Below are 13,319 nucleotides of genomic sequence, written 5' to 3' on the forward strand. Positions count from 1 at the left end.
TACGGGTTTGTCGGCGTCCGGCGCCGCCGCGCGTTTCGCCGTCCTATGAATCTCAGGTACCATCGGCGCGACGCGCGCGACCGCGCGGCTTGCACGATATACGCCACGGCCGGCCCGCCTGGCCTGGCTCGCGCGCTTCGAGCGCCTCGCTCCATTCGTGCGCCGCCGAGCGCCGCCCCTGTCCACTTTCGACCGTAGCCCTCACCTCATCCGATGAAGCCCGCCACCGGCCGCAAAGGCCCTCCCCGTCTCGTCGCCCGTTTTGTCGCAATCTCCTGGCGCGATCTGGCGGTCTCGTTCGGACCGCTCGTGCTGCTCGCCGTCGTCGCGATCTGGGCCGCCGTGCGGCTCATCCAGCCCGCCCCGCCCAGCACGCTGACGATCACCACCGGCCCCGAGGGCAGCACCTTCTGGAACGCCGCGCAGAAGTACAAGACGATTCTCGCGCGCAATCGCATCACGGTGAATGTGCTGGCCTCGGAAGGGTCGCTAGAGAATCTCAAGCGGCTGTCGGACCCGCAGGCGAACGTCGATGTCGGCTTCGTGCAGGGCGGCGTCGCGCCCGGGGCGGTGAACAAGAACCTGATGTCGCTCGGCAGCGTCGCGTATGTGCCGCTGGCGATCTTCTATCACGGCCCGCCCGTCATGTGGCTGTCCGAGTTCAAGGGCCAGCGGCTGGCGGTCGGCGCCGAGGGCAGCGGCACGCGCGAGCTGGCGCTCGCGCTGCTCAAGGCCAACGGCATCGTGCCGGGCGCCGCGACCAAACTGCTGCCGCTATCGGGCGACGCCGCCGCCGACGCGCTCATCTCCGGCAAGGTCGACGCGGCCTTCCTCGCCGGCGATTCCGCGCAGCCGGCGGTCATGGGCAAGCTGTATCGCACGCCGAACGTACGTTTCTACGATTTCACGCAGGCCGAGGCCTACACGCGCCGCTTTCCGTTTCTGACCCAGCTGAAAATGCCGATGGGGTCGTTCGACCTCGGCAAGAATCTGCCTTCGGCGTCGATCAGCATCGTCGCGCCGACCGCCGAGCTGGTGGCGCGCGACTCGCTGCATCCCGCGTTGTCGGATCTGCTGATCGAAGCCGCGCGCGAGGTGCACGGCGGCGCGAGCATCATGCAGCGCGCCGGCGAATTCCCCGCGCCGATCGCGCACGACTTCCCGATCAGCGACGACGCCGCGCGCTACTACAAGTCGGGCAAGAGCTTCCTCTACCGGACCCTGCCGTTCTGGGTCGCGAGTCTCGCCGACCGGCTGCTGGTGATCGTGGTGCCGCTGGTCGTGCTGCTGGTGCCGGCATTGCGCGTCGTGCCGGGGCTCTATGCGTGGCGGGTGAAATCGCGGATTTATCGCTGGTACGGCTCGCTGATCGCGATCGAGCGCAGCGCGCTCAGCGAATACTCGGCCGCCGAGCGCGCGTCGCTGATCGAACGGCTCGACGCGATCGAGGAGTCGGTCAACGGATTGAAGATGCCGCTCGCATATGCGGATCAGTTTTATGTGCTGCGCGAGCATATCGGCTTCGTGCGCCGACGGCTGACGCAAAGCCGCGACGCCCAGCGTGACGAAGCGGAGGATGCGGAGGATGCGGATGACAGCCGGCCGGATGAAGAATCACGCGAGCAAGACGCGCGCGTCCCGGCTGCGGCCGGCGGCGGAGAAGTCGAGCCGCCCTCGGCCCGAGGTGAGGCCAATGCCGTGCATCAGACACATGAAGCGGCGGAACCCGGCGCGACGCCCGGCCCCGCTGCCGACCCGGCCAACCCTGGCGGCAGCGCCGCCAAACCATATTGAACGGTGCAAGCCGTGGCTGCACCGCGTAAGATCACTACAATTTTGACGTTGTAGCGAACGCATCGTCAGACAGGCAATTCGGGAGACATTTATGACCGTTGGCATCGACGCCAGGCAACCGCTGTGGTTTTACGACTTTGTCTCGCCGTTCACGTACCTGTTGCTCGAGCAACACGACAAATGGCCCGGCTTCGACTTCGCATTCACGCCGGTGGTGCTGAACGACCTGTACGCTCACTGGGGACAGCGGCCCGCTTACAGCGTGCCCGCGAAGCGCACCTTCATGTACCGGCACGCGCTGTTTCGCGCGGAACAGCTCGGCATCCCGTACAAGATGCCGCCGGCGCATCCGTTCGATTCGATGAAGGCGCTGCTGCTGGCCACCGCCGCGAACGGCGACATCAGCTTCGTGCGCGAGATTTTCCGCTTCATCTGGCGCGAGGGCCGCGATCCGTCAAGCGATGCGGACTTCGCCGAACTGTGCGAACGCGTCGGTATGCCGGACGGGCCGGAGCGCATCAAAAGCGAGGAAGTGAAAGCGCAATTGCAGCGCAATACGGCCGACGCGATCGGGCTCGGGGTGTATGGCGTGCCGACCTTTCGTCTGAACGATCAGCTGTTCTGGGGCGAAGACGCGCTGCCGATGGTGCTGTACTGCGCGCGCACGCCGAACTGGCTCGAATCGCAGGAAGTGAAGCGGATCAGTTCGCTGCCGTCGGGGCTGGTGGACTAGCTGGCGTAGCGAGGGGCGTGGGCTTCAGGTGGCGGGCGGCGTGGTTTGCCGTTCCAGGTTCCTGTGTCGTGGTTTGCCCGGCTTCGGCTTCGGCTTCGGCTTCGGCTTCGGCTTCGGCTTCGGCTTCGGCTTCGGCTTCAACAGAATCGTACCGAAACAGCCCCCGCTGATGCCGGCCATACCGCGCCTGCTATGCCGCCACATCGCAAACGGGCCTAAGGTTATAACCTTTGCGCCCCTCGCGCGGGCCGTGTGGCGAACCGGCTTCGTGCCGCGCTTCATCCGGGCCCGCTCCGCCCGCACCGCCCCGCTCAAACCATGGATGACGACGACACCGCCGCCTCACTCGATATCTGGCTCGTGCGCGTGCTGCGCACGCTGCTGGTCGAGCGCAGCGTGACGCAGACCGCGCTGCGTCTGAATCAGACCCAGCCGGCCATCAGCACCGCGCTGCGCAAACTGCGCGAGACGCTGAACGACCCGATCCTCGTGCGCGGCAAGTCCGGCATGGTGCCGACCGAATATGGCGAATCGCTGCTGGCGAGCGCGCAACGCGTGCTGCGCGAAGTCGACTTCGTCGCGACGCCGCATGGCGACTTCGATCCCGCCCGCTCACGCCGCACCTTTCGCGTGGCCGCGCCGGATTATCTGAACGACTTCTTCATGCCGACGGTGATCGCGCAATTTCGCGAGGCGGCGCCGCATGCGCGGCTCGAAATCGAATCGCTGGGTCCGCTGCTCGATCACTCTGCCGCACTCGACGCCGGCGAACTCGATCTGGTGATCGGCAACTGGCCGAAGCCCGATGCGCGATTCGAGCGCAGCGATCTGTTCTCCGATACGGTCGTGTGCCTGATGCGCGCCGATCATCCGCTGACCCGCGCGCCGCTGACGCGCGACGCGTATCTCGCGGCGCCCCATCTCGCGCCGACGCCGTACAGCGGCGCGCGCGGCGGCGCGATCGACACAGGTTTCGCGCGCGCGCACGCCGAACGGCGGATCGTCGCGACGCTGCCCTACTTCGGGCTGGTACCGCAGACGCTGCTGCAGTCGGATCTGATCTTCACGACGACGCGCCGCTTCGCGATGCACTACGCGGACATGCTGCCGCTCGCGGTAGTCGAGGTGCCGATCGCGTTTCCGCGCATCAAGTGCTATCAGTTATGGCATCCGCAGCCGGACCGGCCGAGCGATGTCGGCTGGCTGCGGGCATTGATGTCCGAAGTGTCGGATGGGTTGGTCGCGCAGAAGGTCAGGCGCGCGACGCGGCCTCGGCAAAAAGAAGAACCGGGCAAGCAGACGTGAAGGTTTTTTGCGGCACTACCGTTTGGCTTTGAACGTCCGCATGTGCCGCGCTCTCGTGAATGCCCGCGGCAATGCGCCGCCTCGTCAAACCGTCGCGCAAATCTTTTGCGTCGCGACCTGCGCCGACACCTGGCGCGTCCTGATCTGCAGAAGCTCCGCGCACACCGCAATCGCGATCGCCGACGGCGCCTTGTCGACGATGCCATCCACCCCGATCGGACACGTCATCTCCACCAGCCGATCCGCTTCCACACCGCGTTCGAGCAACCGCCGCTCGAATTTCACCCGCTTGGTCTGCGAACCGATCATGCCGAAGTAGGTGAAATCGCGCCGCCGCATGATGCGCGCGGCGAGCGAAAAATCGAGGGCGTGGTTATGCGTCATCACGAGAAAGTAGGCGCCGGGCGGCGCCGCATCGACGATCGCATCCGGCGTGTCGGTCGCCTCGATCTGCACGTTGGCGGGCGTCTCGTCGGGGAACAGTTCGTCGCGCTCGTCGACCCACTGGACGAGGCACGGCAAGCTGCCGAGCAGCCTGATGAGCGCATGCCCGACATGCCCCGCGCCGAACAGCACGATATGCATCGGCGCCGGACGCGGCATCTGCGTGGCGCTGCGCCGGCCGATCTGAACGGACGAGAAATCGTTCATGGCGATCATCCCTGTGTGTAGATTGTTCATGCGCGTCGCACTCCACCGCTCGCGTGTTCTGCGATGCTCGCTGCCGCGCCTGCAACGGCGCGTTCAGCCACGCGTCGCACCGCGCTCATTGCCGCGCCGCCGCAGCGGCGGCTCGCACCGCGCCGACCGCCTTGAGAATTTCCTCGCTGGTCGCGGGCGCGTTCAGCGGCGGATTGACCTTGTGATCGCCGACCGCCGACACCGCGTCGCGCACCGCAAAGAACACCGAGAACGGCAGCAGCAACGGCGGCTCGCCGGTCGCTTTCGAACGATGGATGCTGTCCTCGGCATTGCGGTTCCTGAAGAGGCGCACATTAAAGACCGGCGGTGTATCGTTCACCGTCGGAATCTTGTAGGTCGAGGGCGCATGCGTCATCAGCTTGCCACCCGCGTTCCACCACAACTCCTCGGTCGTGAGCCAGCCCATTCCCTGGATGAACGCGCCTTCCACCTGGCCGACGTCGAGCGCCGGGTTCAGCGACGCGCCCACGTCATGCAACGCGTCCGCGCGCAGCACGCGCATTTCGCCGGTCAGCGTGTCGATCACCACTTCCGACACCGCCGCGCCGTACGAGTAGTAATAGAACGGCCGGCCCTGCAGTTTCGACTGATCCCAGTAGAGCTTCGGCGTCGCGTAGAAACCGTCCGACCAGAGCTGGATCCGCGCGATGTAGGCCTTCGCGATCACCTCTTCGAACGGTACAACCACGTCGCCGACCACCACGCGGTCGTGCGCGAAGCGCACGTCGGCGGCGTTCACCTGTCCCGCGCCGAAACGTTCGGCGGCGAATGCCGAGAGGCGTTCGCGCAACTGGCGCGCGGCATCCTGCGCGGCCTTGCCGTTCAGATCGGACCCGGTCGATGCAGCGGTGGCCGACGTATTGGCGATCTTGCTGGTGTCGGTGGCCGTCACGCGAATGCGGTTGAAGCCGACGCCCAGTTCATGCGCGACCACTTGCGCGACCTTGGTGTTCAAGCCCTGGCCCATTTCGGTGCCGCCGTGATTCACCAGCACCGAACCGTCGGTGTAGATATGCACGAGCGCGCCGGCCTGGTTGAAGTGCGTCACGTTGAACGCGATGCCGAACTTGACCGGCGTCAGCGCGAGGCCCTTCTTCAGCACTTCGTTGTTCGCGTTGAATTCGTCGATCGCCGCGCGGCGCGCACGGTATTCGCTGGTCGCTTCGAGTTCGTCGATCAGTTCGTGAATCACGTTGTCTTCGACGATCTGGCCATACGGCGTCTGGTTGCGCTCGGTCTTGCCGTACAGATTGCGGCGGCGCACGTCGAGCGCATCGACGCCCACCGAACGCGCGACGTTGTCCATGATGTATTCGATCGCGAATGCGCCTTGCGGGCCGCCGAAGCCGCGGAACGCGGTATTCGACTGCGTGTTGGTCTTGCCGCAGAAGCCGTCGATCGTCACGTCCGAAAGCCAGTACGCGTTGTCGAAGTGGCACAGCGCACGCGTCATCACCGGGCCGGACAGGTCGGCGGAAAAACCGCAGCGCGAGGTCATGTCCACCGTCACGCCGTCGATCACACCCTGGTCGTCGTAACCCACTTCATACGTGTAGTGGAAATCGTGGCGCTTGCCGGTGACCATCATGTCGTCGTCGCGGTCGGGACGCAGTTTCACCGGGCACAGCAGCTTCCACGCGGCGAGCGCCGCGCAGCACGCGAACAGGCCCGATTGCGATTCCTTGCCGCCGAAGCCGCCGCCCATGCGCCGGCATTCGATCAGCACGTTGTGCGACGCGACGCCCAGCGCGTGAGCGACCATATGCTGCATTTCGGTCGGGTGCTGCGTCGAACAGTAGACGTGCATGCCGTCATCGTCCTTGGGCACCGCGTACGAAATCTGGCCTTCCAGATAGAACTGCTCCTGCCCGCCCAACAGCATCTCGCCGGCCTCGCGATGCGCGGCGCGTGCGATCTTCGTCGCGGCTTCGCCGCGCGCGAGCTTCATCGGCGGCAACACGTGCTGGTTCGCAGCGCGCGCCTGCTGCGCGGTCAGAATGGCCGGCAGTTCCTCGTAGACGATTTCGGCGCGACGCGCGGCGAGCCGCGCCGTTTCGTGCGAGGTCGCGACCACGATGAAGATCGGCTGGCCGATGTATTGCACGAGGCCGTCGGCGAGAATCGGATCGTCGCCGTGGATGATCGGGCCCACGTCGTTGGTGCCGGGGATGTCGTCGGCGGTGAAGATGGCGACCACGCCGGGTGTGGCGCGCACTTTGTCCACCGAGATCGACACGATCTTCGCATGGGCTTTCGACGACAGCCCGAGCGCGGCGTGCAACGTGCCGGCGAGCGTCGGGATGTCGTCGGTATAGGTGGCGCGGCCGCTCACGTGCAGATGCGCGGACTCGTGCGGACGCGACACGTGGACCTGGGTGAAGTCGTCGAGATCCTGCAGGTCTTTCAGGAACGGCTCGGCTTGCTGATTCATCGTGATGTTCTCCGTATCCTTCGTAGGCTGAGCGCGGATCAGGCGCTCGCGGCGGCAGGCGCGCACGCGGCGGCGACCGCGCGCACGTCGAGCGCGCTCTTCGGCAGCGGATTATGCGGACGCGTTTCGAGCCAGAAGCGGTACAGCGTGTTCTTCGCGGCTTCGAGCCGGTAGTCGCTGGTCGCGCGCATGTCGGACAGCGGCGCATAGTCGTTGCCGAGCGCGAGCATCGCGGCCTGCGCGGTGGCCTCGTGCCATTCGGCGTCGCCCAGCACGGCTTCGACATGCGTCGCGCGTTTGGGCGTCGCGGCCATCCCCCCGAACGCGACGCGCGGCTCGCGAATCAGCTTGCCGTCGGCGATGAACGAGAACGCGGCGCACACGGCCGAGATATCCGAATCGAAACGCTTCGAGAGCTTGTAGGTGCGAAATTGCAGATTCGCGCGCGCGCCGCTGCGCGTCGGCACCTTCAGCCCGACGACGAACTCGTGCTCGGCAATGTCCTTCTTCTGATACGCGAGGTACAGGTCTTCGAGGGGCATCTCGCGCTCGATCTCGCCGCCGCGCACGATCACGCGTGCGCCGAGCGCGATCAGACCCGGCATCGAATCGCCGATCGGCGAGCCGTTGGCGATATTGCCGCCGAGCGTGCCGGCATTGCGGATCGGCAGCGAAGCGAAGCGCTGCCACATCTCGGTCAATTCGGGGTACTGCTTCGCGATCTCCGCATAAGCCTTTTCGACGCTCACGCCCGCGCCGATCTCGATCCACTCGCCGTTGGTTTCGAGCTTCCGCAATTCGGCGATCTGGCCGACGTAGACGAGGTCGCCCAGCTCGCGCATCTGCTTCGTGACCCACAGGCCGATGTCAGTGCTGCCGGCGAGAATGCGCGCGGCAGGCTGGGCTTCCTTGATCTTCGCGAGTTCGGCGACGCTGCGCGGCGCGTCGAACTGCTGGCCAGCGTGCTCGTAGTGGAAGGTGTTCTCGCGCGCCAGCGTGGCGAGCGTGGCGGCGAGCGCCGCGACGTTCACGGGCGCTTTCGGCGCGGGCGCGTCGAACATGCGCACGGCCGCATCGACGATCGGCCGATAGCCGGTGCAGCGGCACAGGTTGCCGGTCAGCGCATTGCTGATGGCTTCGCGCGACGGCACCGTGCGGTTCGCGCAGCGCTGCTCGTGACCGTGCTTCTCGTACAGCGACCACATCGACATGATGAAACCCGGCGTGCAGAAGCCGCATTGCGAGCCGTGGCATTCGACCATCGCCTCCTGCACCGGATGCAGCGAGCCGTCGGGTTGACGCAGATCTTCGACGGTGTAGAGCGCTTTGCCGTCGAGCGTCGGCACGAACTGGATGCAGGCATTGACCGCCTTGAAGTCGACGCCGCCCGCTTCGTTGCGCTCGCCGAGCACGACCGTGCACGCGCCGCAGTCGCCTTCGGCGCAGCCTTCCTTGGTGCCGGTGCAATGCGCGTCCTCGCGCAGATACTGCAGGACCGTGCGGGTGACGGGCGCATCCTTGATCTCGCGGATCGCGTTGCGGTGGTAGAAGCGAATCGGCTCAGTCATGTCTCGTTACTCTCGAATTAATCTCGAATGTTCTGTGTCCGTGGGGACGTGCTGCAGCGATGGTTTGAAAGCTATCACCGTCAATAAAGGCAACCCATAGCGCGGCTCGCATGGGGGACATATTCGCCAGGCGATATAGAGGGCGGTTTGAGAGCGGGTTGGCTTATGTTGGAATGAGCTTTTTGCCGTGTATTTGTTCTTTTTGCAGAATTTTGGTCACCACCAATCATGGCATGCCTCGCTCGCCAGACAAAAATACGGACGCTGAACACGCGAACTCGGGCCACTATGTGGGTTCGCGACGCCGATCCGACGGTCGGCGAATTATGTAAATGCAGCAAGGGAATCGGTTCCATGGGAAAATCACGTCTTCCCGCCGATTTCAAGTCTCGTTTTCCCCATGTCCACTGACTCCGCGCCACCTCGCAGCGAATTCGCGACGACCCTGCAGATTATTCCGGTCGTCTTTTTCACGTTTCTTTGTTATCTGACGATCGGCATTCCGCTGGCGGTGCTGCCCGGCTACGTCCACGGCGACCTCGGGTACAGCGCGGTGCTGGCCGGCGCGGCCATCAGCGTGCAATACCTGGCGACGCTGGCCTCGCGGCCGCTCGCGGGCCGCTCCGCCGATACGCTGGGGCCGAAGCGCACGGTGTCGATCGGTCTGCTGGGTTGCGGCGCGAGCGGCGTCTTGCTGCTGCTCGCCGTGTTGTCCGGGCATTGGCCGGTGCTGAGCCTCACGCTGCTGGTGTTCAGCCGGCTCGTGCTCGGCTTCGGCGAAAGCCTGTGCGGCACCGGCGCGATTCTGTGGGGCATCGGCCGGGTCGGCACGAACAACAACGCCCGGGTGATTTCGTGGAACGGCATCGCGACCTATGGCGCACTGGCGATCGGTGCACCGCTCGGCGTCGCGATCGCGCACGCGATCGGCTTTGCCGCGCTCGGCATTCTGGTGATTGCGCTGGCCGCGCTCGGTTTCTATCTGGCTCGCCAGATCGCGCCGGTGCCGCTCGTCCACGGCGAGCGGATGTCGTATCGCAGCGTGTTCACGCGGGTGCTGCCGCACGGCATCGGCCTCGCGCTCGGCTCGGCCGGGTTCGGCTCGATCGCGACGTTCATCACGCTGTTTTATGCGGCGAAGAACTGGCCGAATGCGGCTTTGTCGCTGACGGTGTTCGGCACGCTGTTCATCGGCGCGCGCCTGCTGTTCGCCAACACGATCAAGACCTACGGCGGCTTTCGCGTCGCGATTGCCTCGTTCTCGTTCGAATGCGTCGGCCTGCTGATGTTGTGGCTCGCGCCCGAGCCGCATATCGCCCTGGCCGGCGCCGCGTTGACCGGCTTCGGCTTCGCGCTGGTGTTCCCGGCGCTCGGCGTCGAAGCGGTCGGGCTCGTGCCGCCTGCGAGCCGTGGTGCGGCGTTGTCCGCGTACTCCGTGTTTCTCGATCTGTCGCTCGGGATTACCGGGCCGCTGGCCGGCTATATCGCGGGGGAGTTCGGCTATGGGTCGGTGTTCCTGTTCGCCGCGGTTGCTGCTGCGGCGGCGGTCGTGCTGTCGACCGTGCTCTATCTGCGCAACGCCAAGGTGACCGGCCAGCCCGCAGCGCTGTGACAGGATTGTTGTTTGCCTGCGCTAAGCGCAGGCAAACAACTACTTTCCTTCCGACAACCCGCGTTCGAGCGCCGCCACGCCGGCCGGCAGATCGACCTTCACGCCGAGATCCACCATCGTCCTGCCGAGCGCATGCACGGTGCGGAAAAGATTGTGTTCGCGGCATTGCTCGCCCATCTGCCCGATCCGGACGATCGGCAAACCAAACGAGCCCGAGATCTCCACCTGATGCTGCCGCGAAATATGCGAGCAGACATCCGCGGGAGTCAAACCGTCGGGCACTTCGATGCCGACCACCGAATTCAAGCGGCACGCTTCGGGGGCATACAGCTGCAAGCCGAGCGCCGTCACACCCTCCTGCAACGCCAGCGAACATTTCAGATGCCGTGCGAAGCGCTTTTCGAGCGTCTCCGCGCACACGAGGCGCAACGCCTCGTGCAACGCGAGCACGCCCGAGACCGGCGCGGTGTAGTGATAGCCGGCGTTATGCCAGAAGTTCTCCGCGAGCGACGCATCCAGGCACCAATGCGCATTCGGCGCGGTGCGTCCTTTGACGCGCGCCCAGGCCGCATCGGAAAACGCGATCAGCGACACGCCCGGAATCGACGACAACCCCTTCTGTCCGCCCGTGATGACCGCGTCGATGCCCCACGTGTCCATCTCCAGCGGCATCGTGCTCAACGTGCACACCGCGTCGACGATCACCAGCGCGCCCGCCGCTTTCGCAAGCGCGGCAATATCCTTCAGGTGGTAATTCCACACCGTGTTCGACGTCTCGCCCTGCACCACCGTGACCACTTCGGGACGTTCGCGGCGAATCGCCTCGGCGATCTGTTCGAGGCTCGCCACCGACCTGTCCGCGACTTCGAGCGTGCTCACCTTCGCGCCCACTCGCCGGCCCATTTCGCCCATGCGGTCGCTGAAAAAGCCGTTCTTGATGCACAGCACGCGCGTGCCTTCCCACGCGAGGTTGGAGATCGCCATCTCCATCGCGGCCGAGCCCGGTCCCGCCACGCCGAGCACCCACTTCGATTGCGTCTGGAACACGTAGCGCGCCATCGTCTTCACCTGAGTGATCACCTTCACCATCGCGCCGCCCAGGTGATTGATCACGATGGTATTGGCCTTCGCCACGGCGGCGGGAATCGGCACGGGGCCGGCGCCCATCATCAGAAGCGGCTCTTCGGGAAGGATGGCGTCGAGTGATTCGACAACCGGACAGGGCACTACGGAAGCAACGGTAGAAGGTGATGAAGTCGGCATGATCGGTACGTGAATGTCAGGACGCAGAGGAAAGCGTGGCCTCACCGGCCATGACGCCGGTGAGGCCACTCGTCCGATCATTCACTGATCCGCGCGATTGCGCAAGTTTTTTGACTATGCCTGATGAGGCAACGGCGCCGCTGCCTCACGCGTCCCATGCGTCATTTCACCTTGGTCTTGTCGAGTTTCTTGCCGGTTGCCGCGTTGAACCGTTCGACATACTCCTCCATCAGCTTGCGCAGCGCACGGCCGATTTTCCGGTAGTCGGCCTCGTTGAGATTGGCGAGCGACACGCGCCCCGACGGATGCTGGGTCCCGAAGCCTCGACCCGGCAGCAGCACGACCCGTGCTTCGCGCGCAAGACGGAACAGCAACTCGGAAGGCTCCGTGTTCTTATAAAGCCACTCGACGAACTCGCGGCCATACGCCCGCTCGCCAAGAAATTCGACGTCGAGAATCGTGTAGTAGTCGACCTGGTTCGGATCGTCGTCCTCGAATGAGATGCCCACCTCTTCGTACAGCGCGCGCTTGCGGCTGCGGATCAGGCGCTTCAATGCGTTCTTGTAGGCGTCCGGCGTGTCCATCAGCGAGAACAGCGAAAACAGCACCATCTGCACCTGCTGCGGCGTCGACAAACCCGCTGTATGGTTCAGCGCGACAGTACGGCTGTCGGCCACCAGGCGGTCGATGAACTTGAGCTTGTCCGGCTCGGTCGTGATCGACTCGTAACGCTCGTGCAACTGCTTCTTCGCGTCTTTCGGCAACTCGGCGATCAGCTTGTCGAGCACGTTGTCGCGATGCGTCGCGATCGTCCCCAGACGCCAGCCGGTTGCGCCGAAGTACTTCGAATACGAGTACACGAGGATGGTGTTCTTCGGCGCGAGCGCGAACAGCGACACGAAGTTGTCGGCGAACGTGCCGTACACGTCGTCGGTGAGCAGGATCAGGTCGGGCCGTTCCTGGACGATGTCGGCAATGTACTGAAGGCTTTCGTCGTCGATCCTCACCGACGGCGGATTGCTCGGGTTCACGAGAAAGAACGCCTTCACTTTGGGATCGCGCAGCTTGTCGAGTTCCTTCTTCGAGTACTGCCAGCCGTTGGCGACATCGGCTTCGAGATTCACCACGTTCAGCTGGTAGTCGTTCAGACGCGGAATCTCGATGTACGGCGTGAAGATCGGCATGCCGAGCGCGATCGTGTCGCCCGGTTTGATCAGGTGATTCTCGCGCATCGTGTTGAAGATGTACGTCATCGCGGCCGTGCCGCCTTCCACCGCGAAAATGTCGAACTCGCCGACGAACGGATGATCGCCGATCATCTCGCGGCGCAGATACTGCCCGACGATCAGTTCGGACAGCTTGAGCATGCGGTCCGGCACCGGATAGTTCGACGCGAGGATCCCCTCGCACATTTCATACAGGAAGTCGCCGGCCGAGTACCCCAACTGATCGCGCACATACGACACCGCACCGCGCAGGAAGTCGATACCCGCGACGCCCTTGTTCTCGCGCAGAAACAGATCGAAGCGTTCCGTCAGGCCTTCGCGCTTCGGAAACCCGCCGATGCCTTCCGGCATATACGCAAACGAACGCTCCGATTCGCGCATCGCAAAGAGGCCGAGTTGCCAGAAGCCGTGGCGCGGAATGGTCGCGAGAAAGTTCGGATTGCCGCGCCCGGCGTTGAGCATCGACGCGTTGGCGGGCCGCTCCACGGCGCCGCCGCCGGCGGCCTTGATCAGTTCGTCCTTCAGTTCGAACGGGCTGAGCGCGGACAGTCCGGGTTGCGCCATGTCCCCTTGTTTCTTGTCGCTCTTCTCTTTTGCCATGATGCGTTCTCCAATGAGCCAGGTGAAAGACGCCGGCAAATCGAACCATTGCCCGGTTGCGGCCGGCGTAACAGAGATCGATGGA

10 protein-coding genes are annotated in these 13,319 nt (G+C 64.8%); 4 read left to right on the top strand and 6 right to left on the bottom strand.

Annotated elements, in window-relative coordinates; all coding sequences use genetic code 11:
• The first annotated feature begins 213 nt into the window (after window positions 1–213).
• Together PQQ53_RS16695 and PQQ53_RS16700 are read left to right on the top strand one after the other, a co-directional pair.
• Window positions 214–1,794 (top strand): TAXI family TRAP transporter solute-binding subunit, encoded by a 1,581-nt coding sequence (locus PQQ53_RS16695; RefSeq protein ID WP_408324959.1) that lies wholly within the window; start codon window positions 214–216, stop codon window positions 1,792–1,794.
• A 91-nt stretch (window positions 1,795–1,885) separates the two neighbouring features.
• A complete protein-coding gene (locus tag PQQ53_RS16700) occupies window positions 1,886–2,527 on the top strand; it encodes a 2-hydroxychromene-2-carboxylate isomerase (RefSeq protein WP_408144288.1) in 642 nt (213 codons plus the stop codon).
• Between the two features lie 24 nt (window positions 2,528–2,551).
• On the opposite strand, the gene PQQ53_RS16705 is transcribed toward PQQ53_RS16700, so the two are convergent.
• Window positions 2,552–2,707 (bottom strand): hypothetical protein, encoded by a 156-nt coding sequence (locus PQQ53_RS16705; protein ID WP_408324961.1) that lies wholly within the window; start codon window positions 2,705–2,707, stop codon window positions 2,552–2,554.
• A gap of 138 nt (window positions 2,708–2,845) precedes the next feature.
• Here PQQ53_RS16705 and PQQ53_RS16710 point away from each other — a divergent pair, with 138 nt between their 5' ends.
• Complete coding sequence (locus PQQ53_RS16710; RefSeq protein ID WP_408324963.1) at window positions 2,846–3,832, top strand: LysR substrate-binding domain-containing protein; 987 nt, start codon at window positions 2,846–2,848, stop codon at window positions 3,830–3,832.
• An 84-nt stretch (window positions 3,833–3,916) separates the two neighbouring features.
• Here PQQ53_RS16710 and xdhC read toward each other — a convergent pair whose 3' ends face one another.
• From xdhC to xdhA, 3 genes are all read right to left on the bottom strand, one after another.
• Entirely contained in the window at window positions 3,917–4,513 is a 597-nt protein-coding gene (gene xdhC / locus PQQ53_RS16715) for a xanthine dehydrogenase accessory protein XdhC (protein WP_408144282.1), read from the bottom strand.
• Between the two features lie 85 nt (window positions 4,514–4,598).
• Window positions 4,599–6,965 (bottom strand): xanthine dehydrogenase molybdopterin binding subunit, encoded by a 2,367-nt coding sequence (gene xdhB / locus PQQ53_RS16720; protein WP_408324965.1) that lies wholly within the window; start codon window positions 6,963–6,965, stop codon window positions 4,599–4,601.
• Window positions 6,966–7,003: 38 nt separating this feature from the next.
• Window positions 7,004–8,533, bottom strand: a complete 1,530-nt coding sequence (xdhA, locus tag PQQ53_RS16725; RefSeq protein ID WP_408324967.1) for a xanthine dehydrogenase small subunit — start codon at window positions 8,531–8,533, stop codon at window positions 7,004–7,006.
• A 400-nt stretch (window positions 8,534–8,933) separates the two neighbouring features.
• On the opposite strand from xdhA, the gene PQQ53_RS16730 reads away from it, so the two are divergent.
• A complete protein-coding gene (locus PQQ53_RS16730; RefSeq protein ID WP_408144276.1) occupies window positions 8,934–10,145 on the top strand; it encodes an MFS transporter in 1,212 nt (403 codons plus the stop codon).
• 39 nt (window positions 10,146–10,184) lie between these two features.
• Here PQQ53_RS16730 and PQQ53_RS16735 read toward each other — a convergent pair whose 3' ends face one another.
• Together PQQ53_RS16735 and PQQ53_RS16740 are read right to left on the bottom strand one after the other, a co-directional pair.
• Window positions 10,185–11,408, bottom strand: a complete 1,224-nt coding sequence (locus PQQ53_RS16735) for a pyridoxal-phosphate-dependent aminotransferase family protein (protein ID WP_408144274.1) — start codon at window positions 11,406–11,408, stop codon at window positions 10,185–10,187.
• A gap of 161 nt (window positions 11,409–11,569) precedes the next feature.
• Complete coding sequence (locus tag PQQ53_RS16740; RefSeq protein ID WP_408154779.1) at window positions 11,570–13,234, bottom strand: bifunctional aspartate transaminase/aspartate 4-decarboxylase; 1,665 nt, start codon at window positions 13,232–13,234, stop codon at window positions 11,570–11,572.
• Window positions 13,235–13,319: the final 85 nt, after the last annotated feature.

Origin of the sequence: Paraburkholderia strydomiana (assembly GCF_046030495.1) — a bacterium.
Taxonomy (GTDB): Bacteria; Pseudomonadota; Gammaproteobacteria; order Burkholderiales; family Burkholderiaceae; genus Paraburkholderia; species Paraburkholderia strydomiana_A.

Bases quoted from the DNA above. Each gene is read 5' to 3' on its own strand.
- PQQ53_RS16695 (WP_408324959.1), top strand. From the start codon at position 214: ATGAAGCCCGCCACCGGCCGCAAAGGCCCTCCCCGTCTCGTCGCCCGT.
- PQQ53_RS16700 (WP_408144288.1), top strand. From the start codon at position 1,886: ATGACCGTTGGCATCGACGCCAGGCAACCGCTGTGGTTTTACGACTTT.
- PQQ53_RS16705 (WP_408324961.1), bottom strand. From the start codon at position 2,707: ATGGCCGGCATCAGCGGGGGCTGTTTCGGTACGATTCTGTTGAAGCCG.
- PQQ53_RS16710 (WP_408324963.1), top strand. From the start codon at position 2,846: ATGGATGACGACGACACCGCCGCCTCACTCGATATCTGGCTCGTGCGC.
- xdhC (WP_408144282.1), bottom strand. From the start codon at position 4,513: ATGAACAATCTACACACAGGGATGATCGCCATGAACGATTTCTCGTCC.
- xdhB (WP_408324965.1), bottom strand. From the start codon at position 6,965: ATGAATCAGCAAGCCGAGCCGTTCCTGAAAGACCTGCAGGATCTCGAC.
- xdhA (WP_408324967.1), bottom strand. From the start codon at position 8,533: ATGACTGAGCCGATTCGCTTCTACCACCGCAACGCGATCCGCGAGATC.
- PQQ53_RS16730 (WP_408144276.1), top strand. From the start codon at position 8,934: ATGTCCACTGACTCCGCGCCACCTCGCAGCGAATTCGCGACGACCCTG.
- PQQ53_RS16735 (WP_408144274.1), bottom strand. From the start codon at position 11,408: ATGCCGACTTCATCACCTTCTACCGTTGCTTCCGTAGTGCCCTGTCCG.
- PQQ53_RS16740 (WP_408154779.1), bottom strand. From the start codon at position 13,234: ATGGCAAAAGAGAAGAGCGACAAGAAACAAGGGGACATGGCGCAACCC.